Raw genomic sequence first — 25,705 nt, forward strand, 5'->3', positions numbered from 1 at the left:
AGTCGCGCCGGTGGGCCGGCCGGTACCCGGCGACAGCGGCGCCGGAGCAGGCAGTGTCGCGCTACCGCCCGCGGCGACAGCGCGCTGCTCGTAGAAGTTGTCCACCGCGGCCGGTCGCGCCGGCTCCCGGCGGGGTTCGGCCACAACGGGTTCCGGGGTGGCCGGTGCTTCGGCTTCGACCGGCAGAATCGAGGCGAGCCCGCGCAGCGCCCGGCCGAAATCCGGATCGATCAGATCGGTGGCGGGATCGTCGAGCGGGGATACCGTGCCGCCGTGCGCGTCCGGCTGGTAGCGCCAATGCGCGGCGATCTCGGAACGGCCGTTCTGCCATTGCAATTGCGCGACCCAGAAGCCCTTCTCGTCTTTCCAGGCGTCCCATTCGGCATTGTCGAGGGTATGACCGCGGGCGGTGAACGCCGCGGTGACCACATCGATCAGGATTTCCACCGCGGGCCCGTCGGGCCGGATCGGGTGGGCCTTCTGGGCGAGTTCGGCGGCCCGTGCGCGTTCCAGTAGTACTGGATAGGCGAAACGTTCCACCCGGCTCAACGGCATCCCGGATTCCTGGGTCACCTGTTCCACGGAAGCGCCGGCGCGGATTCGAGCCTGGATATCGCGAGGACGCATAGTTGCTTCCATTTCGATCTCTATCTGGCCGAATCGGGCAAGGTCGCCGCGGGCCGCGGCACGGAGTTTGTCGTCGGCGGGAAGCCGGAATTTCTGGCCACTTTCCGTGTCGACGCACACGATATGGGCGGAGTCGGGCGTCACCCCGATCACTCGAAGTTCACGCACCGTTACCTCCTTATCGCGTCGCTCGCGATACCGCCCACGTTCTGGAACAGTAGTGCACTTCTGGGATTCGTGTGGCAAGACACGCGGCACCGAAATGTACCCTGTGGCCGTCATCTACGGCTAATCTGCTCTATTCCCTTGTGTATCAAGTCGATTCCGGATGAACCGGATGTCGAGGCAGCGGGCCCGCCGCGCAACACGCGCGACGGGCCCGAATTCGCAGGTGATCCGGTTCAGCCGAGTTTCTCGACCACCCAGTCGACGCAGCGGGTGAGCTGAGCCACGTCCTCCGGATCGATGGCCGGGAACATACCGATGCGCAGCTGATTGCGGCCCAGTTTCCGGTACGGCTCGGTATCGACGATCCCGTTGGCACGCAGCGTCTTGGCGACCGCGGCGGCGTCCACCGAATCGGCGAAGTCGATGGTGCCGACCACCTGGGAGCGGTGGGCCGGATCGGTGACGAAGGGGGTGGCGTACTCGCTGGCCTCGGCCCAGGCGTACAGCCGGGAGGAAGAATCCAGCGTCCGCTTCACCGCCCAGTCCAGGCCGCCGTTGCGGTTCAGCCAGTCGATCTGATCGGCGAACATGAGCAGGGTGGCCAGCGCCGGGGTGTTGTAGGTCTGGTCTTTGAGGCTGTTCTCGATCGCGATCGGCAGCGACAGGAAATCGGGGGTCCAGCGACCGGAATCCTTGATCTCCTGCACCCGTGCCAGCGCGGCGGGGCTCATCAGCGCGATCCACAGCCCGCCGTCGGCGGCGAAGCATTTCTGCGGCGCGAAATAGTAGATATCGGCATCGGTGATATTCACCGGCAACCCGCCCGCGCCGGAGGTGGCGTCGATGGCGACGAGTGCATTGTCCGATCCCGCGGGCCGCAGTACCGGAACCGAGACACCGGTGGAGGTTTCGTTGTGTGCCCAGGCGATCAGATCGGCGGCCGGGTCGGCGACCGGTTCCGGTGCGCTACCCGGATCGGCCGATACGACGATCGGATCGCCGAGGAACGGATTCTTCTTGGTGACACTGGCGAACTTCGAGCTGAACTCGCCGTAGGTCAGATGCAGAGAGCGCTCGCGGACCAGGCCGAACGCCGCGGCATCCCAGAACGCCGTGGTGCCACCGTTGCCGAGGACGACCTCGTAGCCCTCGGGTAGCGAGAACAGGTCCCGCAGCCCGGATCGCACGCGGGCGACCACATCCTTGACCGGTTTCTGCCGGTGGCTGGTGCCGAACACCGAGGCACCCACCTCCACCAGGGACTGCAACTGCTCCGGGCGGACCTTGGACGGGCCGCAACCGAAACGACCGTCGGTGGGCTTGAGCTCATCGGGGATGGTCGGGAACGCACTGGTCATGGCCAACAGCGTAACCGCGCCGTTGCTGTGCCGCGTACCACACTCCGGCTAACGTGAGTGGGTATGAGCATGCGGTCGTCGAGGGGCGCTGCCGGAGATCGATCCGATGATGGCCGTGGCGGTGGTCACGGCGAGGAACCGGGTCCACCGGCGCCGGGCGGGTGGCTGCGCGGACTGCTGCCGCGGCGTTTCCGCCGGCGCGGTGAGGCGCCCAGCGGCGCCGATCGCCGGGAATTGCTGACCTACGGTACGGCCGGATCGGCCACGGTACTGGCGGCCGGTACCCGCAAACGGGAACCCGGCTACACCTTCCGGGTCCGCGTCCGGCTGCCCGGGCTGCCGCCCTACGAGGCCCAGGTCCGGCAGCGTGTATCCGGCGGGGAACTGGACCGGATGCGCCCCGGCGATCTGGTGTGCTGCCGGGTGGACCCGGACGACCGCGACCGCATGGTGCTGTATCCCCCCGGTGAGGCCGATCCGGGCCGGGCCGCCCTGGCGAAAATCCTGGCCGACGGCCGCCGGGCCACCGCGACCGTACTGGCGGTGAATCCCGTCGAAGTCGACTACTGCGGCTGCGACGATCCGGTGATGCGCCTGGACCTGGAGTTACGTGCCTGGGACGAACCGGACCCCTGGCATGTGCGGGTGGTCCAGCCGGTGCCCCTGTCCGCGATAGAACTCCTGGACCTGGGCGCGAAACTCCGGGTCGCCTTCTTCGCGGTCGACAGCGGCGACTCGGTCGCGATCGATTGGGAAGCAGACCCGGACTGCGTCTGACGGAAAGGGCCACGGTCGCCCCGCGCGCTGTGGCGAGGCCGCGCACTCGCGGATCCGCGAGTGCGGGAGGCGGTGCTCACCGCCGCCTGCACGCCTCCGGCCGGCATTGTGGTGGACAGTGACCGGCGCGAGCGCCGACCCCACGCGAATTCGGTAATCGAACGCCTCGGCGAGTACACCGCAATCCGTGGCGCCGGCATCCACCGGACCGGGGAGGCCGGCGCGACACCTCGGCCCGCACCGAACCCGGCGCGACAAGCAGCGCTCCTACGAAGCGCTCAGAAGTATCGGCACATCTATGGGTCCTGCCCGCACAGGACCCATAGACAGAACCCATGTGCCGAGCGGGACAAACCTGCGCCCGCCGGACGTGGCGCAACTTATACGGCTGCGACGCTGTCCCAGCCCGCGACGTCCTGCGGTGACCGCGGGGCGGGGCCCGTATAGATGGCGGCGGGGCGGACCAGTTTGCCGAGTTTCTTCTGTTCCATGATGTGCGCGCACCAGCCCGCGGTCCGGCCGCAGGTGAACATCGCCGGCATCATATGGGCCGGGACCTCGGCGAAGTCGAGGATGACCGCCGCCCAGAATTCGACATTGGTTTCGATGGCGCGATCGGGCCGGCGTTCGCGGAGTTCGGCCAGCGCCGCCTGTTCCAGGGCGGCCGCCACTTCGTAGCGCGGGGCGGCCAGGCGCCGGGCGGTATCGCGCAGCACCCGGGCGCGCGGATCTTCGGCGCGGTAGACCCGGTGGCCGAAACCCATGAGCTTTTCTTTGCGATCGAGGATGCCTTTGACGAGCGCACGCGCATCGCCGCTGCGTTCGACTTCCTCGATCATCGGCAGCACACGAGCCGGTGCACCGCCGTGCAGCGGGCCGGACATGGCGCCGATGGCGCCGGAGAGCGACGCCGCTACGTCGGCACCGGTGGAGGCGATGACGCGGGCGGTGAACGTGGAGGCGTTCATCCCGTGTTCGGCGGCCGATACCCAGTAGGCGTCGATGGCCTCGGTGTGCCGCGGGTCCGGATCGCCCTTCCAGCGCGTCATGAACCGTTCGGTGACCGTGGTGCACTCGTCGATCCGGCGCTGCGGCACCGCAGGCTGGTAGATACCGCGCGCGGACTGCGCGACATAAGACAGAGCCATCACCGAGGCGCGGGCCAGGTTCTCCCGCGCGGTCGCTTCATCGATATCCAGCAGCGGCTGATAACCCCAGATGGGTGCGAGCATGGCCAGACCGGCCTGCACATCGACCCGGACATCGCCGGTGTGCACCGGCAGCGGGAACGGTTCGGCCGGCGGGAGGCCGTGCCCGAATTCGCCGTCCACCAGCAGGGCCCAGACATCGCCGAATGTGACCCGGTTGGTGACCAGATCTTCGATGTCCACGCCGCGGTAGCGCAGCGCGCCGCCGTCTTTATCGGGTTCGGCGATATCGGTGGTGAACGCGACCACCCCCTCGAGGCCGCTGACGAAATCGTCCGGGACCTGGCCGGCCCCCGAAATGCCGGAATTGGTGGTCATACGCGACTCTCCTTTCAACAGAACTCTAGCGCTTTGCTACTCCGGAGTAACGTCTGGCCCATGTCCGATGTGGAGGATTCCGGCGCCGATCTCGCCGCGATGCGTGCCGAATACGGTGCGGCCCATCCGCGTTCACCGGAACAGGGGCCGCTGCTCGGTGTGCGCGATACCGAACTCGACGAGAATTCGGTGGCCGGTGGCTGGGAGCCGCTGTTGCGGCAATGGATCGACCAGGCCACCGCGGCCGGAATTGCCGAAGCCAACGCCATGGTGCTCGGCACGCTCGATTCGGCGGGGCCCGTGGCCCGGCCGGTGACCCGCACCGTCCTGTGTAAAGGGCTCTCGCCCGACGGGGTCATCTTCTATACGAATTACGACTCGGCCAAAGGTGCGCAACTGGCGGCGGTGCCGTACGCATCGGCGACCTTCCTGTGGCCGCAACTCGCGCGCCAGGCGCATCTCCGCGGCCGGGTGGAGCGAGTGCCGGCCGGAACCACCGAGGAGTATTGGCGGTCGCGCCCCCGTGAATCGCAGCTGGGTGCGTGGGCATCGGAGCAATCGCAACCGATCGCCTCGCGCGAGGAGCTCGATCGGCGGTTGGTCCGGACCACCGCCCGCTTCGCCACCGCCGCCGAGATTCCGGTGCCACCGCAATGGGGCGGTTATCTACTACGGCCCGACGAAGCGGAGTTCTGGCAGGGGCGCCGGGGCCGGCTGCACAACCGGATCCTCGTCCGGGTCGGCGCAACCGGAATGTCGGTGCAGCGTCTGCAGCCGTGAGGGGCCGATCGCCCGCCGTCAGGGCCCGTTACGCCCGTGTGCAGGCCTTTCGGTGATATTCCGCACGGTTTTGTTTTTCGTGCTGTGGGTACCATATTGCTACCCGGCGTCGCAGCGGTTCACCCACCGCGACGCCGATCGTTGCATCGGGGGCGCGACACAGCGGCGCAGGTCCGTAATCGGGCCGGTCACAGCGGTGCCGAACGTTATCCGGCAGGCCGAAACGCACCCCCGCGCGGGCCGTATTGTGAGATCGCAACGCGGGTACCCTCCTCGCCGGTCCCGTCGGAGCAAGGACTAGCGTCTACCGATAACGCACCGCGTGCCGACCGCATGCGATGCCGATGGTCACAGCCTGAGAGGGAACCTTCCGTGCCGGAGAATCACATCAATGACGCCAAACCGGTTCTGACCTATCCGGGTGGCGAGTACCCCATGACGATCGCCCAGGCCGCCGAAGGAAACGACGGTATCGATCTCGGCAAGCTGCTGGCGAGCACGGGATATACGACCTATGACCCCGGGTTCGTCAATACCGCGTCGACCAAATCGGCGATCACCTATATCGACGGTGAACAGGGAATTCTGCGCTACCGCGGGTATCCGATCGAACAGTTGGCCGATAACTCGACCTTCATCGAGGTCAGCTATCTGCTGATCTACGGCGAGCTTCCCACCCAGGATCAGCTGGAAGATTTCACCGACAAGATCCGCCGGCACACGCTGCTGCACGAGGATCTCAAGCGCTTCTTCGACGGCTTCCCCCGTAATGCGCACCCCATGCCGGTGCTCTCCTCGGCGGTCAACGCGCTGTCCGCCTACTACCAGGATTCGCTGGACCCTCGCGATCCCGAACAGGTCGAGCTGTCCACCATCCGGCTGCTGGCCAAACTGCCGACCATCGCCGCGTACTCGTACAAGAAGTCGGTGGGCCAGCCGTTCCTCTACCCGGACAACTCGCTGTCGCTGGTGGAGAACTTCCTGCGGATGACCTTCGGGTTCCCGGCCGAGCCCTACCAGGTCGACCCGGAGATCGCCAACGCCCTGGATATGCTGCTGATCCTGCACGCCGACCACGAGCAGAACTGCTCCACCTCCACGGTCCGGCTGGTCGGCTCCTCCGACGCCAACCTGTTCACCTCGGTATCCGGCGGTATCAACGCGCTGTGGGGCCCGCTGCACGGCGGCGCCAACCAGGCGGTGCTGGAAATGCTGGACGGTATCCTGGCCGCCGGCGGTGACGTCAAGGAATTCATCCGCAAGGTCAAGAACAAGGAAGACGGTGTGAAGCTGATGGGCTTCGGGCACCGGGTCTACCGCAACTACGACCCGCGCGCCGCGATCGCCAAGAAGCACGCCGACACCATCCTCAGCAAGCTCGGCAGCGATCCGCTGTTCGATATCGCCCAGGCTCTGGAAGAGGCCGCGCTCACCGACGATTACTTCGTCGAGCGCAAGCTCTACCCGAACGTCGACTTCTACACCGGCGTCATCTACAAGGCCATGGGCTTCCCGACCCGTATGTTCACCGTGCTGTTCGCCATGGGCCGGCTGCCGGGCTGGATCGCGCACTGGCGGGAAATGCACAGCGAAGCCATCAAGATCGGCCGTCCGCGGCAGATCTACACCGGTTACGGTGCACGGGACTATTCCGAGATCACCAACCGCTGAACCGATTGAATCGAAGGGGATTCAAGGCATGAGCAAACCGGAAATCGAATTCCAGGCGGGTCCGCCGCCCACCGAGCTGGTCATCAAGGACATCACCGTCGGTGACGGTCCGGAAGCGGTGCCCGGCGGCACCGTAGAAGTGCACTACGTCGGCGTGGAATTCGATACCGGCGAGGAATTCGATTCGTCGTGGAACCGCGGCGAATCGCTCAGCTTCCCGTTGCGCGGCCTGATCCAGGGCTGGCAGGACGGCATCCCCGGGATGAAGGTCGGCGGCCGCCGACAGCTCACCATCCCGCCGGAACTGGCCTACGGCCCCGCGGGCGGCGGACATCCGCTCTCCGGCAAGACCCTGGTCTTCGTGATCGATCTGCTCGACGCGAAGTAGACCCGGGCTACACCTGAACAATCCCGCTCGGCGCGCGCCTCCTCCAGGAGGCGCGCGCCGAGGCGTCGAGGGAGCCGGCTCCTGCGTCTGCGGGGGTTGCGGCGCCTCGTCCGCTGCCGATGCCTGGACTCGTGGCGCCGTGCATGCGTTTCATCAGCAGTCCGGGCGCAGCGCGCGCGCCCGCTGGACTGCCGCGCTGGGGCCGAGCAGCGCACCACCGGTTCGGAGACGGACTCGCTCGAACCTCTGGCGCCGGCCGGTTGGCTACTAGAGCGTGCCGGCGCGTCGGTCGTCCGGCAGAACGAGAACCAGGCGGACTCCGCCGAGTGTGCCGTCGTCGAAGTAGGCCCGGCCGCCGTGTAACTGGGCCTGCTGGGCGACCAGTGCCAGTCCGAGCCCCGATCCGCCCTTGTGGGCGCCGGAACCGCGGGCGAAGCGGGCGAAAACCGATCCCCGTTCGTCGGGCGGAATCCCGCGGCCGTTGTCGTCGACGGAGATGACGATGGTGCCGTCGTTATGGCGGTGGGCCGACAGCACTGCCTCGGTGGCCTCGCCGTGTTTCACCGAGTTCTTCAGGGCGTTGTCCACCGCCAGCCGCAGACCCGCGGGCAGACCGCGGGTGACCAGTTCGGCATCGGTATCGACGCGGACCGCAAGACCGGGGTAGTGGCGCATTGCGTCGTGGGCGGCCAGATCGCACAGTTCGGCGATATCGGTGTCGATATGGTCGCGTTCGGAGGTCAGATCGCCGGAGGCCAGTCGTTCCAGTGCGGCCAGGGTCGTTTCCACTCGTTCCTGGCTGCGTTGCAGGTCGGCGAGGATTTCGGTGCGCTGTTCCTCGTTCAGGTCCAGCGTAGCCAGCACCTCGAGGTCGGTGCGCATCGCGGTGAGCGGAGTGCGCAGTTCGTGCGCCGAGACCGCGGCGAAATCCCGCGCGGTCTCCAGAGCGGCCGCCGTTTCGGTCTGCGCCTGGTCTACCCGGCGCAGCATCGTGTTCACCGCGTCCGCCAACTGCTCGGCCTCCAGCACCCCGGAGCTGTCCACCGGTTCGGGGGTGGCGTCACGGTAGCCGGTCCGGGCGCCGACCTGGCGGGTGAGCACCACGATGGGCCGGACCGCCCGGCCGCCGAACAGCCAGCCCAGCGCCGCCGACGCGGCGATTGCCGCCAAACCCGCGAACAGCAGCCACCGTTGCTGGTCGGCCGTCGCCTGCGCGGCGTCCGTGGCAGGGATGCCCAGTGACACCGTGCGGCCCGTGGGTTGGTTCTCGGTGGTGGTCAGTACCCGGTACGGGGTGTCGTCCACCGTGACCGTGCGTGATCCCGGGTCCAGTTCCGGTAGCCGGGTGACGCTGGAGGCCACCATCTGACCGTCGTCACGGACGGTCAGCGCCATATCGCGATCCGGTCCCACCAGGTTCACGATCCCGACCGCGATCACCGGGTCGATCACTACCAGCCGGGACGCGATCTGCAACTGCTGGTCGGTCTGTCGCAAGTTGTTGCGTTCGATTGCCGGTACGGCGATGGCACTGACCAGCGCGACAATGAGTACCGATCCCGCGGCCGCCGCCCCTGCGACCCGGGTACGCAGGGAATACGATCTGCGGCTCCGGCGGGTGATGCCGTCGCTCACCTGGTGTCCCGCAGGACGAATCCGACGCCACGGATCGTGTGCAGTAGCCGCGAGGTGCCGTCGACCTCCAGTTTGCGGCGCAGGTAGCCGACGAAAACGTCGACCACATTCGTATCGGCGGCGAAATCGTAGCCCCATACCAGTTCCAGGAGCCGTTCCCGGCTCAGTACCACCCCCGCGTTGCGGGCCAGTGTGGACAGCAGTTCGAACTCGCGTTTGGTCAGGTCGATCTCCTGGTCGCCCAGAACTGCCCGGTATCCGGCTGTATCGACCTGTAGCGGCCCGACGACGATGGTGTCGGATGCCCCGGTCGACGCGGTATCGGTGCGCCGGCGCAGCAGCGCTTTGATCCGGGCGACCAGTTCGGCGAGAACGAACGGTTTGACCAGGTAGTCGTCGGCTCCGGATTCCAGCCCGGCGATCCGGTCGCCCACCGAACTACGTGCGCTGAGCACACAGATCGGTACCTCGTTACCCATCGCCCGCAGCGCGGTCACCACCCCTGCACCGTCGAGTACCGGCATATTCATATCCAGCACGATCGCGTCGGGCCCGTTATCGGCCACCGCCCGCAGCGCCGCCGCCCCGTCCCGGGCGATACTCACCTGGAACCCGGACAGGCGCAAGCCTCGTTCGACCGACGCGAGTACATCCTCGTCGTCATCGACAACCAGAACTGCCGGTTTGGTCCGATCCACCACACCGCCCAGTGTATTGACGAGCAATCCGTGCGCGGTGCCGCCGCGGCAAGCATCTGTGCGACGCCGGAGCCGGCGGAACCCGAACGTCCGGCCCGCTCCCGCGAACCGGACGCCCGGTCGTTCTCATCCTCGGTGCGCCGAGAACTCAGTAGCTGTCGCAGGTATCGGCCACGCCCTGCAGGGTGGCCTGCATCTGCTGGGCGCGCGGATCGTCCTGGGCCTGCTGAGCGGCCTGCGGGTTCTGCTCGATGTACTGCTGCAGCTCGGCCCTGCGCTGTTCGACCGGCTGATCGAACTTGGCCTGCAGCTGGGCCTTGGCATCCGGGTTGGCATCCAGCATGGCCGCGAGGTCCGGGGCCTGGTCGTGGAGTGCGGCATCGACTTGAGCGAAGGAGCAGTCGCTGGTCAGCAGGGGTTCTACCATCTCCATGGGGCCTGCCGAGGCGACGGCGGGGCTCAGGAAGGCCGTGGCCGCGGCGGCCGCTCCCAGGGTGAGGGTGGTGAGACCGAACTTGCCGAACCGCCGGTTCGTGTTGTGTGCCATGGGAATTACTGCCTCCTATGTGTCGAGTCGAGCCGTTGCTCGTGGACCCCTCAGACCGTATGGGGCAGTGTTGGCCCGACTCTGAGGTTTTCTTAAGAGGACTTTGTGCTTTGTGGCGGCTGGATGATCCGGGCCAGTTCGTCGAGCACCGTGGGATCCTCGATCGTGGAAGGTATTTCGTAATCCTCGCCCGCTGTCATCTGGCGGATGGTTTTGCGAAGGATCTTTCCGGAGCGGGTTTTCGGCAGCGCGGGGACGACAACGGCGTTGTACAGTCCGGCGACGGCGCCGATTTGGGTCCGCACCCGCTCACTCAGTTCGTCGCGCAGCGTTTCGATATCTATCCGGGCATCGGATTTGAGTACTACATAAGCGATCGGCCGCTGCCCCTTGAGTTCATCCGGAAGCCCGATCACCGCGCATTCGGCCACGGCTTCGTGCCCCGCGACGGCGGCTTCGATACTGCCCGCGGAAAGGCGGTGCCCCGCCATATTGATCACATCATCGCTGCGACCGAGGACGAAAAGGTAGCCGTCCTCGTCGAAATAGCCCGAGTCGCCGGTCAGGAAATGGCCCGGATACGCCGCCAGGTAGGAGCGTTTGAACCGCTCCTCGTCGTGCCATAGGCCGGTCAGTGCGCCGGGCGGTAGCGGTAGGCCGATAACGATATTGCCCTCGGTGTTCGCGGCGACCGGATTACCCGAGGAATCCAGGACCCGCAACCGGTAGCCCGGCACCGGCACCGAGGCGGAACCCGGTTTGATCGGCAGTTGCTGTATCCCCAGTGGATTGGCGCAGATAGGCCAGCCCGTTTCGGTCTGCCACCAGTGATCTACCACCGGGCAGTCGTCGCGGCCGGCGAGCAATGTTTCGTCGGCCCAGGTGAAGGTGGCCGGGTCGAGCCGTTCGCCCGCGCAGAACAAGGCGCGCAGGGAGGATAGGTCGTGCTCATGGGCCGATTCGGCGGTGGGGTCCGCGCGGCGGATGGCCCGCAGCGCGGTGGGCGCGGTGAAGAGGGTATGCACCCGGTGCCGGGCGACCACTTTCCAGAATGCGCCGGCATCCGGCGTGCCCACGGGTTTGCCCTCGAACAGCAGTGTGGTGGCCCCGGCCAGCAGTGGGGCGTAGACGATATACGAATGGCCGACCACCCAGCCCACATCGGAGGCGGCCCACATCACCTGCCCCGGCCCGACATCGTAGATATTGCGCATGGACCAGGTCAGGGCGACGGCATGCCCGCCGTTGTCGCGCACCACACCCTTCGGTTTACCGGTCGTACCCGAGGTGTACAGCACGTACAGGGGGTCGGTCGCCGCCACCGATACCGGATCCACGGGGGCGGCATCGCGTACCGCGACATCCCAGTCGAGCCAGCGCGCCGTTCCGGAAACCGCACCGAAATCGTGCTCGGGAAACCCGGCGCGCTGTTTCACCAGGACGGTTCCGGGGGCCGCGGTCTCCGCGAGTTCGAGTGCCCGGGCCACGATAGGGGGGTAATCGATGGTGCGACCGGGTTCGAGACCGCCCGAGGCGGTCACGATAAGCACCGGTTCCGCGTCGTCGATACGTGCCGCCAACTCGGGCGCGGCGAACCCCCCGAACACCACCGAGTGCACAGCCCCGATCCGGGCGCAGGCCAGCATCGCGACCACGGCCTCGGGAATCATCGGCAGATAGATAACGACCCGGTCACCGGCCTGGACGCCGAGGTCACGCATGGCGCCGGCGAATCGGGTGACCCGGTCGAGAAGTTCGGAATAGGTGTAGACCCGGCTTTCGCCGGTCATCGCCGATTCGTAGATCAATGCCGATTGCTCGCCGCGGCCGCCGATCACATGCCGGTCGAGCGCGTTGTAGCAAGTATTGAGGCGGGCTCCGGGAAACCAGCGCGAAATCGGGCGGGCGGTGTCGAGTGCCTGTTCCGGCGGGGTATCCCAGTCGATATCTGCCGCGGCCCGGGACCAGAACTCGGCGGGATCGACCAAACTGGTCTGATAGACCGGTCGATACTCGTTCCTCGCGTTCACCCGTGCTCCCTAGCCTCGCAGCAATCCTCGCCTCGATAGATCAGCACGATTGTGGCAGACTTCACGCGACCCCCTGGCGGGTGTCGCGACCATGGCTTATGCCTGTAATCGGCTGGTCAGTGTGCGCCGACCCGGGCCTAGTACACCAAGAAGTTATTGATCCGTTAGAATCTGATGACACGAATTCGGTCCGTCGTAGACGCAATTTCTCGGCCAGCCGCGACCCACGGGCAGCTCCACCCGTCGAGCCACTATGCGAGTGTGGAGTTCCCCTGTGGTGCATGGCTGGGGCCAGGTTGGAAAGTGAGTGGGAATGCGTGACGCCGCTAGGTCCGGCACGAAGCGCTGGGCGCTTAGTAACTGGGACCTTCGCTGGAAGGTTACGGCCGTCCTGGCTGTGCCGTTGGCGGTCGCGGTCGGACTCGGTGTGTCGAGGATTTCGGCGCAATGGGGCGAGGCGAACCGGCTGGGCGCGTCTGCCGAGAACGTCAGTCTCGTTCCGGCGGTCCTCGATCTCAGTTCGGCCACCTCGACCGTCGCGGGTTCACAGGCCATCGCGATCGCGCCCAACCGTTCCATGGTCACCGAGGAAAATCTGACAACCCTGGACCAGACCATCACCGTGGCCAAGGATGCGCTCGTCGACCTCGACGACCTTCCGGGCGCGCACCAGGCGTTGTCGGAGATGATCGATCAGGCCGAGCAGGTGCGTACCGGCGGGCTGGCACCGTCGGGTTCACCGGACGAGGCGGTCGCGGAGCTGGACCGAGCCCGTAACGCCGGTGTCCGCGCTGTGGAAGCGATCATCGGCGAGGTCGGCGACCCGTCGATCGACCCGGACAAACTCCGGCTGGTCGACGCGCTCAATCTGCGTTCCGCCATGGTCGGCGAAATCACCGCCGCCGCCGAGCTGTTACGCGATCAGGAAACCGGTGAGCAGGCCTACCGGGCCGCGACCGATACCGAACTCGCGCTGCTGAACATTCTGAGCCAGCGCTACAACGCCGAAGACCCCGATATCGTGGCCCTGCGCGAGGGCGTCATCAACCGCCAGGCGATGCTGGATACGCCGGAGGCGCAAGCGGGCCGGATACCGCTGGGCGAAGCCCGCGAATCGCTGCTGGCGAGCACCTCGACCACCGATAAACTCATCGGCGAGGCGACCACCGAAATCGACAGCGGTGTGCAGCGGATGGCCGACCGGGCCCTGTCCGACGCCGTCATCTACTCCATCGTGGTGCTGCTGACCATCCTCGCGGCCCTGCTGCTCGCCGTGTTCGTGGCCCGCTCGATGATCGTGCCGCTGCACCGGCTGCGGCTGGCCGCGCTGCGCGTCGCCGAAAGCGATCTGCCCGACGAGGTCGCCCAGCTGCGGACCGGTGCCGCACCGGAAGAAGTCCCACTCGAACCGATGCCCATCCGGTCCGAGGAGGAGATCGGCCAGCTGGCCCGCGCGATCGACGATATCCACGGTCAGGCGCTGCGCCTGGCCAGTGATCAGGCGCAGATGCGTTCCCAGGTCAACGATATGTTCGAGACCCTGGCGCGGCGCAGTAAATCGCTTGTCGACCATCAGCTCAGCCTCATCGAGGCGATGGAGTACGACGAGAAGGATCCGCGACTGCTGGAGAACCTCTTCCGGCTGGACCATCTCGCCGCCCGTATGCGCCGTAACGGCGACAACCTGCTGATTCTGGCCGGCACCAAACAGCGCCGCGCGAAATCGGCGCCGGTCGAGATCGCCGATGTGCTGCGCGCCGCGATCTCCGAGGTCGAGGACTATGAACGCGTCAAGCTGGGTGCCACCCCGCGCGGTGCCCTGATCGAACCGGCCGCCTCCGATATGGCGCATCTGTTCGCCGAGCTGCTGGACAACGCGCTGCGGGCCTCGCCGCCGGAAACCGATGTGAAGTTCACCTTCGCGCAGGCACACGACCAGGGTCTGCTGATCGAGGTCGCCGACCGGGGTATCGGTATGCCGCCGAGCGAGATGGCCGAGATCAACCGCCGGCTGGAGAACACCGCCGAACCCGGCCCGGACACCGCCCGCCATATGGGTCTGTTCGTCGTCGGCCGGCTCGCGGAACGGCATGGTCTCAACGTGCGGCTGCGGCCGACCTTCGATACCGCCCGCGATCCCGGCGTCACGGTCACCGTGCATGTGCCGATGAGCCTGATCGTGGCCGGCGAAACCCAGATCCTGCCGCTGGCGACCGGTTCGGGCCCGCAGCCGCTGGTGCCCAGCGACGGCGGTAAGAAGTCGAAGCCGGAGGAATCCGCCGACGAGGCAGCCGCCGCGGCACTGCGCAACGCCGGTGGCCAGTCCATGCAGACCCGCGGTATCAGTCGTACCGCCGACGGCAACATGATGGTCACCGTCGATCCCGGGATGAGCGGTCCGCTGCCGGCGGTCGAACGTCCCAAGCCGGGCGAGCGTCCGGGCGGTCCGGCGCCGGCGGGCCCGGGTGGCCTGCCGCAGCGTCAGCCCGGTTCCGCGATGGCCGGCGGTCTGCGTGACGGCGAACAGGGCACCACGAGCCTGCGCCAGGCCAGTGCGGGCAGTACCGCGCAGCGCGGCAAACTTGCCGCGGCCAACCTCCCCAAACGCAATCTCGGCCCCGGCGGTGGCGGTGGCGGTGCCACCCCGACCCTGCCGCCGCGTACCCCGGGCGATTCGCCCGCGGGCGGCGCGCGCCCCACGGAGAGCGGCCTCAGCGGGTTGCCGCAGCGTGGTGGGTCGCCGCAGCCGGGACCCGGTGGCCTGCCGCAGCGTCAGCCGGGTGGGGGTGACGCATCGCGGCCCGGCCCGAGTGGTCTGCCGCAGCGTCAGCCGACCGGTGACGCACCGCAATCCGGCCCCGGCGGTTTGCCGCAGCGTCAGCCGGCCGGCGGCGAAGCAACGTCATCCGGGTCCGGTGGTCTGCCGCAGCGTCGTCCCGGCGCGAACGGTGCCCCCGGAAATCCCCAGACACCGCCCGCGCGTCCCGATTCCGAGCGCCCCGCCGAAACCGCGTCGGAAACGGCGGCACCACAGCGTCCTGCCGGACCGGTACCCCCGCGGCGTCCGGCCCCGCAGGGGCCCAACGGGCTGCCGCAACGCGAACCCGGTACGAACGGTGCCCGCGAATCCGGTGGCCCGGGTCTGCCCCAGCGTCGTCCGGCGGGCGACCAGGAACGGCCGCCGCAGGCCGATACCGCGTCCGGTGCCCTGTCCACCCGGCGGGAACCCACACGTAACGGTCTGCCGTCCCGCGATACCTCCGGTGAACTGCCGGCGCAGCGTGGACCGGCCGAGGGCCGGCCGTCGCGGGAATCTTCCGGCGAACTCCCCGCCCAGCGGGGCCCCGCCGGCGGTCCGCCGCCCCGGCACAAATCCCCGGGCAGCGGGTTACCGCAGCGAGCTGCGAGCGGCAGTGGCCTGCCGCAGCGCAACTCGGCCGGTAACGGACGTCCCGAACCTGCCGGAGCCGAGAACGGTCTGCCGCAGCGGGAGAACGCTGCCCCGCAGCGCCCGCCCCGCCCCGAGGAGACGGGAGGGCTGCCGCGGCGGCAGCCGGGTGGATACACCGCCGAACGGTTCGACAACCCGCCGGGTGTCGCGCTGCCCCGGGAACCGGAACCCGCCGAGGACTCGGCGCCGGCCCGTGAGTCCGGCCGGCACAGTTACAAGTCCAACCCGGCGAAGACGGCTTCGTTCTTCCAGACCCGACTGCAGCCGGCCGAGGAAACCGACAACATCATCGGCGGTACGCCCATTTTCGCGGAGATGATGTCGGCCTGGCTGTCGGATCCGAACGCCGACCGTTCCCAGGCCGTCGCCTCCTTCGAATCACCGGGCGACGAGGGCTGGACGGCTGCTCGACGGGCCAGCGAGGCAGAACCCGAAACCCGCACCTCGGCCGGTCTTCCGCAACGTAATCCGGGCGGCCGGCTGGTGCCCGGCGCCGTCAACGGCGCCCAGGAGCGGACGCCGAGTCGCAATCCCGAAACGATCCGGTCTAGTTTGAGTCGGCACCAGCAAGGTGTTCGGGATGGCCGTGCAATGCGAGCAATGAACCTAACCGGAGACAAAGGAGACCGATGAACCCCGAACTAGGTGGTACGAACCGTCAGTTGGATTGGCTGGTTTCGAACTTCGCAGGCGAGGTTCCTGGCGTAGCCCATGCCGTTCTGGTCTCGGCCGACGGCCTGCTGATGGCGGCGAGTGCCCAGCTACCGGTCGATCGGGCCGAACAGCTTTCGGCTGTTACGGCAGGTCTGGCCAGTCTCTCGGTGGGTGTGTCCAATCTCTTCGAGGGCGGGACGGTCCTGCAGTCCGTCGTCGAAATGGAACACGGCTACCTGCTGTTGATGGCGGTAGGTGACGGGTCATACCTCGCTGTTCTGACCAATACGTCCTGCGATATCGGACAGGTCGGATACGAAATGGCTTTGTTGGTCGAACGCGTGGGCCAGACAGTTCAGGCCACTCCGCGCGTCACAATGGGTTCCTGATGGTGGGATGGACATAGAGGATCACCGCGTGGGAGGTTCCGAGCCCAGTCTCGTGCGCCCGTACTCGCTGACCGCCGGTCGTACCCGGCCGAAGGTGGAGCTGGCGCTCGAGGCTCTCGTTGCGTCCCATCCCATTCCGCTCGAACGCCAGTACGAACTGAGCAATATCGAGAACTCGATAGTCGAGTTGTGCAGGGAGTCGCCGTCGGTCGCCGAACTTGCGGCGCGACTGGGTATACCGATCGGGGTGGCGCGTGTATTGGTAGCGGACCTGATCGAAGCCGGGCATGTCCGCGTTTCGGCGACTTTGAAAGACGATTCCAGCGACGATGAACGTCGCGAGCTGATCGAAAGGGTTCTCAGTGGACTCCGGCGTATATGATTCGACGGCGCAGGTCGATACCCGTGTCATCAAGCCGACCTCGGCAAAGATCGTGGTCGCGGGCGGGTTCGGCGTGGGCAAAACGACGCTGGTGGGGGCAGTTTCGGAAATCGTCCCGTTGAGAACCGAGGCTCTGGTGACCAACGCCAGCGCCGGGATCGACAATCTCGCGGGTATCGAGAGCAAATCCACCACCACGGTGGCGATGGACTTCGGCCGTATCAGCCTGGCGGACGATCTGGTGCTGTACCTGTTCGGTACTCCGGGCCAGTACCGCTTCTGGTTCATGTGGGACGACCTGATCCGTGGCGCCATCGGCGCGGTGGTGTTGATCGATACCCGCCGCCTGGAGGACAGCTTCGCGGCGGTCGACTACTTCGAGGCGCGCAACCTGCCGTTCCTCGTCGCGCTCAACCAGTTCGACGATGCCCCGCAGTACCCGATCGAGGATATTCGGCAGGCGCTGGCGGTTCCCGCCGATGTGCCGATCATGCCGATCGACGCCCGGCGCCGGGAACCGGCCAAGGAGGCGCTGGTGCGGCTCACCGAGTACGCCCTGCAGAAGGTCACCCGCGGGTACTGATGCGGTGCCGGTCATACTGGGCGGCGTGCCGGTAGGGACAGTTGAGGTGCCGGGCGGCCCGGGAGGGCTCGGATGACGCCGGCGAAACGCCGGATCGGCTCGTGCGAGCTGCTCGACGCGCTGCTCGATCCGGGAACATTCGTGAGCTGGGATGCGCCGCCGATAGCGGTGGCGCCGACCGGCGCCTATCGGTCCGCGCTGGCCGAGGCGGCCGACGCGGCGGGTACCGACGAATCGGTCCGCACCGGCGAAGGCCGGTTGCGTGGGCGGCGTATCGCGGTTATCGCGTGTGAGTTCGCGTTCCTGGCGGGCTCGGTGGGCGTCGCCGCGGCCGAACGGATCGTCGCCGCCGTCGAGCGGGCGACAGCGGAGGGACTACCGCTGGTCGTCTCACCGACGTCGGGCGGCACCAGAATGCAGGAGGGCACGGTCGCCTTCGTGCAGATGGTGAAGATCGCCGGTGCCGTAGCCACCCATAAATCGGCCGGTCACCCCTATATCGTGTACCTCCGGAACCCGACCATGGGCGGGGTTTTCGCGTCCTGGGGGTCGCTCGGGCACATCACCTTCGCCGAACCCGGCGCACTCATCGGCTTTCTCGGGCCGCGCGTGTACGAGGCCCTGTACGGCCGCCCGTTCCCACCCGGTGTGCAGACCGCGGAGAACCTGTATCGAAGCGGGGTCATCGACGGAGTGGTCGAGGTATCGGTCTTCCGGCGGATCGCCCACCGGGCCCTGAGCGTGTTCAGCGGGGTCCCGGATGAGCCGAAACCTGCAGCCGGAGATCGTTGTTCCAGTGTCGAGCCGATACCGGTCGAAGCATGGGAGTCGGTGCGTATTTCGCGGCGACCCGAGCGTCCGGGTATTCGTGAACTTCTGCGCCGGAGCAGGCAGCGGGTGCCGCTCAGCGGAACGGGACAGGGGGAAACCGATCGCACGGTGGTCCTTGCGCTGGCTCGTTTCCAGGGCCGTCCGTGTGTTGTGTTCGGTCACGATCGTGCGCATCAGGATCCGGAGCACACCATGGGCCCGGCCGCCCTGCGATCGGCGCGGCGCAGTATGCAGCTCGCCGCCGAACTAGGGCTCCCGCTGGTGTTGGTGATCGATACGATCGGTGCCGCGCTGTCCAAGGAAGCCGAGGAGCGGGGATTGGCACCCGAAATCGCCCGCTGTATAGCCGATCTGGTGACCCTGGACACCCCCACCGTCTCGGTGCTACTCGGCCAGGGAACCGGCGGTGGCGCACTGGCCCTGCTGCCCGCCGACCGGGTGCTGGCGGCGACACACGGCTGGCTGGCGCCGCTGCCGCCCGAGGGCGCGAGCGCCATCGTCCACCGCGATACCGAGCACGCTGCGGAATTGGCTGCGCAGCAGCGGATCCGGTCGGCGGATCTGCTGGCCGACGGGATCGTGGATCGAATTGTGCCCGAATATCCGGACGCGGCAGCGGAACCGGACCAATTCTCACGCCGCATGGTTGCTGCCATCGCCGAGGAACTGACTGCGCTATCGACCCGCCCCGCGGATCGGTTGCGGGAGATCCGGCACCTCCGGTACCGCCGCCTGGGGCTGCCGGACCGATAGTTCGGTCGTGCGCCGACGACGGGTTTGCGCCGCGTACCGACCGGCCCTCGCTGCCGTGTTCGGAACCGCCGACCGGTCGCGGCACGGATGGTTCTGAGACCGCCTTCGCTCAGCTCTCCGGTTCCGGTTCCGGTTTCGACCAGGCGAGGATCATCGCCGGTGCGCAACCGCCGGCCAGTAGCGTCGCCAGGAGCATGACCCCGCCGGCGTAGGCGGTGCGGAAGGCATCGGCCTCCGGGAACAGTGCGCCGCTGTAGATGAGGTACATCACCGGGATCACGCAGAGTGACTGCGTAATGGTGAGGCCGATCGAGCGCGCGGTTTCGCGCTGGGCCATCTCCAATTCGTCGAGGGTTTCGGCGGGCGCGTTGTCCTGGGCGTGCGACACGATCCGCACCATGGTCCACGAGGGCAGGAAGAGCAGGGCGCCCAGGCCCGCCAGGAGGGCCGCCCATTCGAGGCCGAACGCGCACAGTACGCCGCTGACGAACATGGCGGTCAGGGCCACGGTAGCGGTGATCACCAGCGCATGCCGGCGGCCGCGGGTACGCCAGCGGGGCAGCATGCCGGCGAGCTGTTTCTCCCGGACGAGCCACCGCCGGACGCGGTAGGCCTGATAGCGATCGATCAAGGTGGACGGTCCGGTGGCTGCGGTCATGGCAGCTTTCCTTTCTCGCGCGGATAGAGCTCGGCCGACAGCGGGGTGAATTCGGTGCGGGAGAACACCGCCTCGACCGGTAGCCCGAACACCTCGCAGATCCGCAGGGCCAGGTCCAGGCTGGGGTAGTGGTTGCCGCGTTCGAGTGCGCCGATCGTCTGGGGGTTGACGTTCACCGCCTCCGCCAGTGCGGCCCGCGACATCCGGTGTTCCGCGCGCAGTACTGCGATGCGGTTGTAGATGGGGAGGGTTTCCCCGCGTCTTACTGGGCTCACACAACATAGTGTTGTAAAAACCCAACGATCTGTCAAGGTGATTCGGACACGAGGCCCGGATCGTTGACCTGCCGCCGAACCGCTCCTACCGTCGAGGCGGTGACCACTAGACGTGAGATCGGTGTTGTCCCGCCCATCGTGCTCAACGATGGGAGCCTGATTCCGCAGCTCGGTTTCGGGGTCTTCCAAGTACCGCCGGACCAGGTCTTCGATACCGTGACCGCCGCGCTGCGCGCCGGGTACCGCAGTATCGACACCGCGGCCGCCTACGAGAACGAAGAAGGCACCGGCCGCGCCATCCGGCACTTCGGCCTGCCCCGGGACGAGGTCTTCGTCACGACCAAGCTCTGGAACTCCGAGCAGGGCTACGAATCGACCCTGCGTGCCTGCGCGGCCAGCCTCGACCGGCTGGGCTTGGAGTACCTGGACCTCTACCTGATCCACTGGCCCGTTCCCGCGGCGGACAAATTCGTGGACACCTTCCGCGCCTTCCAGCGACTGAAGGCCGACGGCCGGGTGCGTTCCATCGGTGTCTCGAACTTCCGCGTGACCGATCTGGAAAGGGTCGTCGCCGAAACGGGGGAGACGCCGTCGGTGAACCAGATCGAATTGCATCCCCGGCTCGTCCAGCGCGAACTGCGCGAATACCACGCCGAACACGCCATCGCCACCGAAGCGTGGAGCCCGCTCGGCCAGGGCACCCTGCTCGGCGACCCGGTGATCACCCGGATCGCCGGCGAAGTGGACCGCTCACCGGCGCAGGTGGTCATCCGCTGGCATCTGCAGCTCGGCAATATCGTCATCCCGAAATCGGTGACGCCCGAGCGGATCGAGCAGAATTTCGATGTTTTCGGCTTCGAACTCTCCGCCGAGCAGATGAACGCGATCACCGGATTGGACAGCGGCGCCCGGACCGGGGCAGATCCGGCGACCTTCGCGGTCGGCCTGGAAACCTGAGCCCGCGCGTTCCGCGCACCACCACCACGCCGTCCCCGGTGGCGGCTCCCCGCGTCGTGCCGGGTGGGCCCGCCTGTCACTGTGGCAAAGTGGTCGGTAAGGCTTCGTTATTGGCTGTTGGATCGGTATTCGTTGAGCGGGGAAGGACACACATGCTCGGGGTCAGCCGCGACGGCGACGTCGTCACCATCGAACTGCAGCGTGAAGAGCGTCGTAACGCGCTGAACCTGGATCTGGTCGTACAACTGCGCGAGGCGCTCCTCCAGGCAGCTCACAACGCCCGCGTCATCGTGATCACCGGCCGGGGGCCGGTGTTCAGCGCGGGCGCGGATCTCGACGGTGTGTACTCCACCGAATTCCTCGACACTCTGCTGGAGATGCTGCACGAGGTCGAGGCGTTGCCGGTGCCGGTGATCGCCGCTCTCAACGGTCCCGCGCTCGGTGCCGGTGTGCAGTTGGCCATGGCGGCGGATCTGCGGGTGATGGCGCCGGATTCGTATCTGGCGATCCCCGCGGCGAAACTCGGTATCTCCGTGGATCGCTGGACGACCCGGCGGCTGGTCTCGCTGCTCGGTGGCGGTCCGGCCCGTACCGTCCTGCTCGGTGCTGAACCCATCTCGGCCGCCGACGCCTACACCTTCGGCTTCGCCAACCGCCTCGGTACCCTGGCGGACGCACAGACCTGGGCGAAATCGGTCGCCGAACTCGCACCGCTGTCGCTGCGGCATCTGAAGCTGGAACTCAACGACGACGGCACCCGGGGACAGTCGCCCAAGGAACAGCAGTCCGCCTTGGAGGCAGCATGGAACAGCGAGGACGCCGAGGAGGGCCGGCAGGCCCGCAAGGAGAAGCGTTCGCCGAAATTCGTGGGCCGGTGATGCGACCCCGTATTCTGCCCGCCGCGGTGGTGGGACTGGCCGGGATGACCGTACTGGGCTGGGTGCTGCGTGCGCTGGACGGGCTACCGGCAGCGCTGGGTGCCTCGGTGTCGGCGATCGCGCCCACCGCTACGGGAGCGCGCAGTTACCGCAACCGTCAGTTCCACAATACCGAGCCCGCGTCCCCGATCGTCGTACCCGACAATCCCGCCGGGCTGCTGTCGATGGCGTCCGCCATGCGGACGGGGCGGCCGAAGGGGGCCGTGCCGCTGGCCGAGCCGCAACATCCGGCGGTGGCCGCCGATCTGGCCGTCACCTGGTACGGGCATGCCAGCGCGCTGATCGAGGTCGACGGTTTCCGGGTGCTCACCGATCCGGTGTGGAGTGAGCGGGTTTCACCGTCACGGCTGGTGGGTCCGAGCCGGATCCACCCGGTGCCGGTCGAGCTGACCGAGCTGCCGCCGGTGGACGCGGTGGTCGTCTCGCACGACCACTACGACCATCTCGACGCCGATACCATCACCACCCTGCTGCACACCCAGCGCGCGGTCTTCGTGGTCCCGCTGGGGGTCGGCGCGCATCTGCGGCATTGGGGTGTACCGGAATCGCGGATCGTCGAATTGGATTGGGGGCAGTCGCATTCGCTGCCCGCCCGGGACGAGTCGGGTGGCGAGCTGACGATCACCTGCGCCGAGGCCCGCCATTTCTCCGGCCGCGGCCTGGTCCGTAACACCACCCTGTGGGCGGGCTGGGCGCTGGCCGGTCCGGCGCATCGGGTGTACTTCGGCGGCGATACCGGGTTCACCAAGGCATTCGCCGAGACGGGGGCGCAGTGCGGCCCCTTCGACCTGACCTTGCTGCCCATCGGTGCCTACAACCACAGCTGGGCCGATATCCATATGAATCCCGAAGAAGCGGTGCGCGCCCACGCCGACCTGTGCGGCGGCGAACCGGGCCACGGCGTGCTGCTGCCGATCCACTGGGCGACCTTCAATCTGGCTCCGCATCCCTGGGACGAGCCGGTGCGCCGGCTGGTGGCGGCCGCGGCCGCGGCCGGTACCGAAATCGTGGTGCCGGTGCCCGGGCAACGGCTCGATATCGGGGATCTCGCGCCAGGGCGTTCCTGGTGGGAGGATATGGAGTGAACACTTCCGCTCGGCGACAGGAAGGAATTCGGCAATGAGCTTGATGGACAACCTGAAGAATCTGGCCGGCAAGGGTCAGGAGGCGGCGGCCAAGAACTCCGACAAGATCAACCAGGCGGTCGACAAGGCCGGCGATTTCGTCGACCAGAAGACCAAGGGCAAGTACTCGGACAAGATCCAGAAGGGTAAGGAAGCCGCCCGCAAGGTGGTTCCGCCCGAGCAGCAGGGTGGTCCGGGACAGCCCGGCGAACCGGGGCCCGGCCCGCGCCCGTGAGCCGCGGCCGGGTGCCGTACCGGGCCGACCGCTCACGCGGGTGACCCGGCGTGCACCGGGCGTTCGGCGGTGAACCGGGGCAGCCGGATATCGAGGTCCGGCTGAGCAACCTGGACAAGGTGCTCTATCCGGCGACCGGCACCACCAAGGGCGAGGTCATCGAGTACTACGCCGAAATCGCCCCGGCGATGCTGCCGCATATCGCGGGCCGGCCGATCACCCGGAAACGGTGGCCGAACGGTGTCGCCGAATCGTCGTTCTTCGAGAAGAACCTCGGCGCGGGTACACCGTCGTGGCTACCGCGCCGTGCCCAGGAACATTCCGACCGCACCGCGCACTATCCGGTGATCTCGTCGCAGGCCGGCCTGGTCTGGCTGGGTCAGCAGGCCGCCCTGGAGATCCACGTACCGCAATGGCGCTTCGACGGCGATGCGCGCGGACCCGCGACGCGGCTGGTGTTCGATCTCGATCCCGGCCCCGGCGCGGGACTGCCCGAATGCGCGCGGGTGGCGCTCGGGGTGCGGGATATGGTCGCCGAAATCGGGATGCGCGCGTTCCCGCTGACCAGCGGTAGCAAAGGTATCCACCTGTACGTCCCGCTGGACCGGGTGCTGAGCCCCGGCGGGGCGTCCACGGTGGCCAAACAGGTCGCCGCGAATCTGGAGAAACTCCTTCCCGACCTGGTCACCGCCACCATGGCGAAGAGTGTGCGGGCCGGGAAGGTGTTCCTGGACTGGAGTCAGAACAACCCGTCCAAGACGACCATCGCACCGTATTCGCTGCGCGGCCGCGAGCAGCCGAACGTCGCCGCACCACGCCACTGGGCGGAGCTCGAGGACGCCCGTGAACTGCGGCAGCTGCGGTTCGACGAAGTTCTGGAGCGTTATCGGTCCGAGGGTGATCTGCTGGCCGGCCTGGATACACCCCTGAACGACGCGTTGACGAAATACCGATCGATGCGTGACCCGGCGCGTACACCGGAGCCGGTACCGCCGCATTCGCCCCGGCCCGGCCCCGGTGACCGCTATGTCGTCCACGAACACCACGCCCGGCGGTTGCACTGGGATGTGCGGTTGGAACGCGACGGGGTGCTGGTGTCGTGGGCGGTGCCCAAGGGGCCGCCGGAAAGCACCCGGCAGAATCGGCTCGCCGTGCACACCGAGGACCACCCGCTGGAATACCTGGACTTCCACGGCACGATCCCGGCCGGCGAGTACGGGGCAGGGGAGCTGTCGGTCTGGGATACCGGCACCTACCGCGCCGAGAAATGGCGCGACGACGAGGTGATCGTGGTTTTCCGGGGCGAGCGGCTCAACGGCCGGTACGCCATGATCCGGACCGAGGGCGATCAATGGCTGATGCATCTCATGAAGGACCAGCCCGCGACCGGGGAACTGCCGCGTGGACTCACCCCCATGCTGGCCACCAGTGGCGAAGTGGCCGGGCTGCCGGACTCGGAGTGGGCGTTCGAACGTAAATGGGACGGATACCGGCTGCTCGTCGAAATCGATGCCGGCGAAATGCGGCTGCGCAGCCGGGCCGGTAACGACGTCACCGCGCGCTATCCCCAGTTGTCGGTGCTGGCCGAGGAGCTGGCCGACCATCAGGTGATACTCGACGGTGAGCTCATCGTCCGCGGCCCCGACGGCGCGGTGAATATCGCGCTGTTGAAGGCGAATCCGCGGCGCGCCGAATTCCTGGCGTTCGATCTGCTGTTCCTCGACGGCACTTCACTGCTGCGCAAACGCTACCGCGATCGGCGGCACGTGCTCGAAGCGCTGGCCGCGACCACCACCGAACTCCGGGTGCCACCGCGCTATGAGGGCGACGGCACCGAGGCCCTGCACCGCAGCGAAGAAGATGGCGCCGAGGGCGTGATCGCCAAACGGCTGGATTCGGTGTATCTGCCCGGGACCCGCGGGCATTCGTGGGTGAAGCACCGGAACTGGCGTACCCAGGAGGTGGTGATCGGGGGTATGCGGCGCAGTAAGGCGCGACCGTTCGCCTCGTTGCTGGTCGGGATACCGGCCGAGGACGGCCTGGTGTATGCGGGCCGGGTCGGGACCGGGTTCGACGAAGCGGGGATGACCGAACTCGCGGCCCGGCTGCGCCGGTCGGAACGTAAGACGCCGCCGTTCACCAACGAGATGTCGGCCGATGAACTCCGGGACGCGATCTGGGTGACACCGAAGATCAAAGGCACTGTTCGCTACATGGATTGGACCGACGGCGGACGCTTCTGGCATCCTGCCTGGCTCGGCGAGGTGTGA

23 protein-coding genes are annotated in these 25,705 nt (G+C 67.4%); 14 read left to right on the plus strand and 9 right to left on the minus strand.

The window, feature by feature from the left end:
* The coding region (gene sepH / locus ON22_RS03030; protein ID WP_051157127.1) for a septation protein SepH at positions 1-795 on the minus strand (795 nt) is incomplete at its 3' end.
* 233 nt (positions 796-1,028) lie between these two features.
* Complete coding sequence (gene serC, locus ON22_RS03035) at positions 1,029-2,153, minus strand: phosphoserine transaminase (RefSeq protein ID WP_033244139.1); 1,125 nt, start codon at positions 2,151-2,153, stop codon at positions 1,029-1,031.
* Positions 2,154-2,216: 63 nt separating this feature from the next.
* Between serC and ON22_RS03040 the strand changes: the two genes are divergently transcribed.
* Positions 2,217-2,930 (plus strand): hypothetical protein, encoded by a 714-nt coding sequence (locus tag ON22_RS03040; RefSeq protein WP_231508552.1) that lies wholly within the window; start codon positions 2,217-2,219, stop codon positions 2,928-2,930.
* A gap of 380 nt (positions 2,931-3,310) precedes the next feature.
* Here the strand turns inward: ON22_RS03040 and ON22_RS03045 are convergent, their stop codons facing one another.
* Positions 3,311-4,456, minus strand: a complete 1,146-nt coding sequence (locus tag ON22_RS03045) for a citrate synthase 2 (RefSeq protein WP_174375546.1) — start codon at positions 4,454-4,456, stop codon at positions 3,311-3,313.
* Between the two features lie 60 nt (positions 4,457-4,516).
* Here ON22_RS03045 and pdxH point away from each other — a divergent pair, with 60 nt between their 5' ends.
* The 3 genes from pdxH to ON22_RS03060 all read left to right on the plus strand — a co-directional run bounded on the left by pdxH (position 4,517) and on the right by ON22_RS03060 (position 7,295).
* Positions 4,517-5,236 (plus strand): pyridoxamine 5'-phosphate oxidase, encoded by a 720-nt coding sequence (gene pdxH / locus ON22_RS03050; RefSeq protein WP_033244140.1) that lies wholly within the window; start codon positions 4,517-4,519, stop codon positions 5,234-5,236.
* Positions 5,237-5,569: 333 nt separating this feature from the next.
* Positions 5,570-6,907, plus strand: coding sequence for a citrate synthase (locus ON22_RS03055; RefSeq protein WP_373280841.1), 1,338 nt, complete (start codon positions 5,570-5,572; stop codon positions 6,905-6,907).
* A 28-nt stretch (positions 6,908-6,935) separates the two neighbouring features.
* Positions 6,936-7,295 carry an FKBP-type peptidyl-prolyl cis-trans isomerase gene (locus ON22_RS03060; protein ID WP_033244141.1) on the plus strand — a complete coding sequence of 120 codons (360 nt, stop codon included), beginning with the start codon at positions 6,936-6,938 and terminating at the stop codon, positions 7,293-7,295.
* A gap of 267 nt (positions 7,296-7,562) precedes the next feature.
* Here the strand turns inward: ON22_RS03060 and ON22_RS03065 are convergent, their stop codons facing one another.
* The 4 genes from ON22_RS03065 to ON22_RS03080 form a co-directional block, all read right to left on the minus strand.
* Positions 7,563-8,930, minus strand: a complete 1,368-nt coding sequence (locus tag ON22_RS03065; RefSeq protein WP_081595287.1) for a sensor histidine kinase — start codon at positions 8,928-8,930, stop codon at positions 7,563-7,565.
* Entirely contained in the window at positions 8,927-9,631 is a 705-nt protein-coding gene (locus ON22_RS03070; protein WP_231508553.1) for a response regulator transcription factor, read from the minus strand. The genes ON22_RS03065 and ON22_RS03070 overlap by 4 nt, the downstream gene beginning before the upstream one ends.
* A 145-nt stretch (positions 9,632-9,776) precedes the next feature.
* A complete protein-coding gene (locus tag ON22_RS03075) occupies positions 9,777-10,175 on the minus strand; it encodes a hemophore-related protein (RefSeq protein WP_033244142.1) in 399 nt (132 codons plus the stop codon).
* 92 nt (positions 10,176-10,267) lie between these two features.
* On the minus strand, positions 10,268-12,205 hold the full coding sequence (locus ON22_RS03080) for an acetate--CoA ligase (RefSeq protein WP_033244143.1): 1,938 nt from the start codon (positions 12,203-12,205) through the stop codon (positions 10,268-10,270).
* A 427-nt stretch (positions 12,206-12,632) separates the two neighbouring features.
* On the opposite strand from ON22_RS03080, the gene ON22_RS03085 reads away from it, so the two are divergent.
* The 5 genes from ON22_RS03085 to ON22_RS03105 all read left to right on the plus strand — a co-directional run bounded on the left by ON22_RS03085 (position 12,633) and on the right by ON22_RS03105 (position 19,248).
* A complete protein-coding gene (locus tag ON22_RS03085; RefSeq protein WP_231508554.1) occupies positions 12,633-16,289 on the plus strand; it encodes a sensor histidine kinase in 3,657 nt (1,218 codons plus the stop codon).
* A complete protein-coding gene (locus tag ON22_RS03090; protein ID WP_030522784.1) occupies positions 16,286-16,699 on the plus strand; it encodes a roadblock/LC7 domain-containing protein in 414 nt (137 codons plus the stop codon). Before ON22_RS03085 ends, ON22_RS03090 begins: the two co-directional genes overlap by 4 nt.
* Positions 16,700-16,706: 7 nt before the next feature.
* Positions 16,707-17,081, plus strand: coding sequence for a DUF742 domain-containing protein (locus ON22_RS03095; RefSeq protein WP_033244145.1), 375 nt, complete (start codon positions 16,707-16,709; stop codon positions 17,079-17,081).
* Positions 17,062-17,664 carry a GTP-binding protein gene (locus ON22_RS03100; RefSeq protein ID WP_174375547.1) on the plus strand — a complete coding sequence of 201 codons (603 nt, stop codon included), beginning with the start codon at positions 17,062-17,064 and terminating at the stop codon, positions 17,662-17,664. The genes ON22_RS03095 and ON22_RS03100 overlap by 20 nt, the downstream gene beginning before the upstream one ends.
* Positions 17,665-17,736: 72 nt before the next feature.
* Positions 17,737-19,248 carry an acetyl-coenzyme A carboxylase carboxyl transferase subunits beta/alpha gene (locus tag ON22_RS03105; protein WP_033244146.1) on the plus strand — a complete coding sequence of 504 codons (1,512 nt, stop codon included), beginning with the start codon at positions 17,737-17,739 and terminating at the stop codon, positions 19,246-19,248.
* Positions 19,249-19,357: 109 nt separating this feature from the next.
* Here ON22_RS03105 and ON22_RS03110 read toward each other — a convergent pair whose 3' ends face one another.
* Positions 19,358-19,906, minus strand: a complete 549-nt coding sequence (locus ON22_RS03110) for a hypothetical protein (RefSeq protein ID WP_033244147.1) — start codon at positions 19,904-19,906, stop codon at positions 19,358-19,360.
* The gene (locus ON22_RS03115; protein WP_062972656.1) at positions 19,903-20,181 is read right to left on the minus strand and encodes a helix-turn-helix transcriptional regulator; all 279 of its coding nucleotides are present in this window, start codon (positions 20,179-20,181) and stop codon (positions 19,903-19,905) included. The genes ON22_RS03110 and ON22_RS03115 overlap by 4 nt, the downstream gene beginning before the upstream one ends.
* A 99-nt stretch (positions 20,182-20,280) precedes the next feature.
* Here ON22_RS03115 and ON22_RS03120 point away from each other — a divergent pair, with 99 nt between their 5' ends.
* The 5 genes from ON22_RS03120 (at position 20,281) to ON22_RS03140 (ending at position 25,705) form a co-directional block, all read left to right on the plus strand.
* Entirely contained in the window at positions 20,281-21,138 is an 858-nt protein-coding gene (locus tag ON22_RS03120; protein WP_033244149.1) for an aldo/keto reductase, read from the plus strand.
* 152 nt (positions 21,139-21,290) lie between these two features.
* On the plus strand, positions 21,291-22,016 hold the full coding sequence (locus ON22_RS03125; RefSeq protein ID WP_033244150.1) for an enoyl-CoA hydratase: 726 nt from the start codon (positions 21,291-21,293) through the stop codon (positions 22,014-22,016).
* Positions 22,016-23,161 carry an MBL fold metallo-hydrolase gene (locus ON22_RS03130; RefSeq protein ID WP_033244151.1) on the plus strand — a complete coding sequence of 382 codons (1,146 nt, stop codon included), beginning with the start codon at positions 22,016-22,018 and terminating at the stop codon, positions 23,159-23,161. Before ON22_RS03125 ends, ON22_RS03130 begins: the two co-directional genes overlap by 1 nt.
* 34 nt (positions 23,162-23,195) lie before the next feature.
* A complete protein-coding gene (locus ON22_RS03135; protein WP_033244152.1) occupies positions 23,196-23,435 on the plus strand; it encodes an antitoxin in 240 nt (79 codons plus the stop codon).
* 50 nt (positions 23,436-23,485) lie between these two features.
* On the plus strand, positions 23,486-25,705 hold the full coding sequence (locus ON22_RS03140) for an ATP-dependent DNA ligase (RefSeq protein ID WP_051157099.1): 2,220 nt from the start codon (positions 23,486-23,488) through the stop codon (positions 25,703-25,705).

Source organism: Nocardia carnea NBRC 14403, from assembly GCF_000308515.1.
In the GTDB taxonomy this organism is placed as follows: domain Bacteria; phylum Actinomycetota; class Actinomycetes; order Mycobacteriales; family Mycobacteriaceae; genus Nocardia; species Nocardia carnea.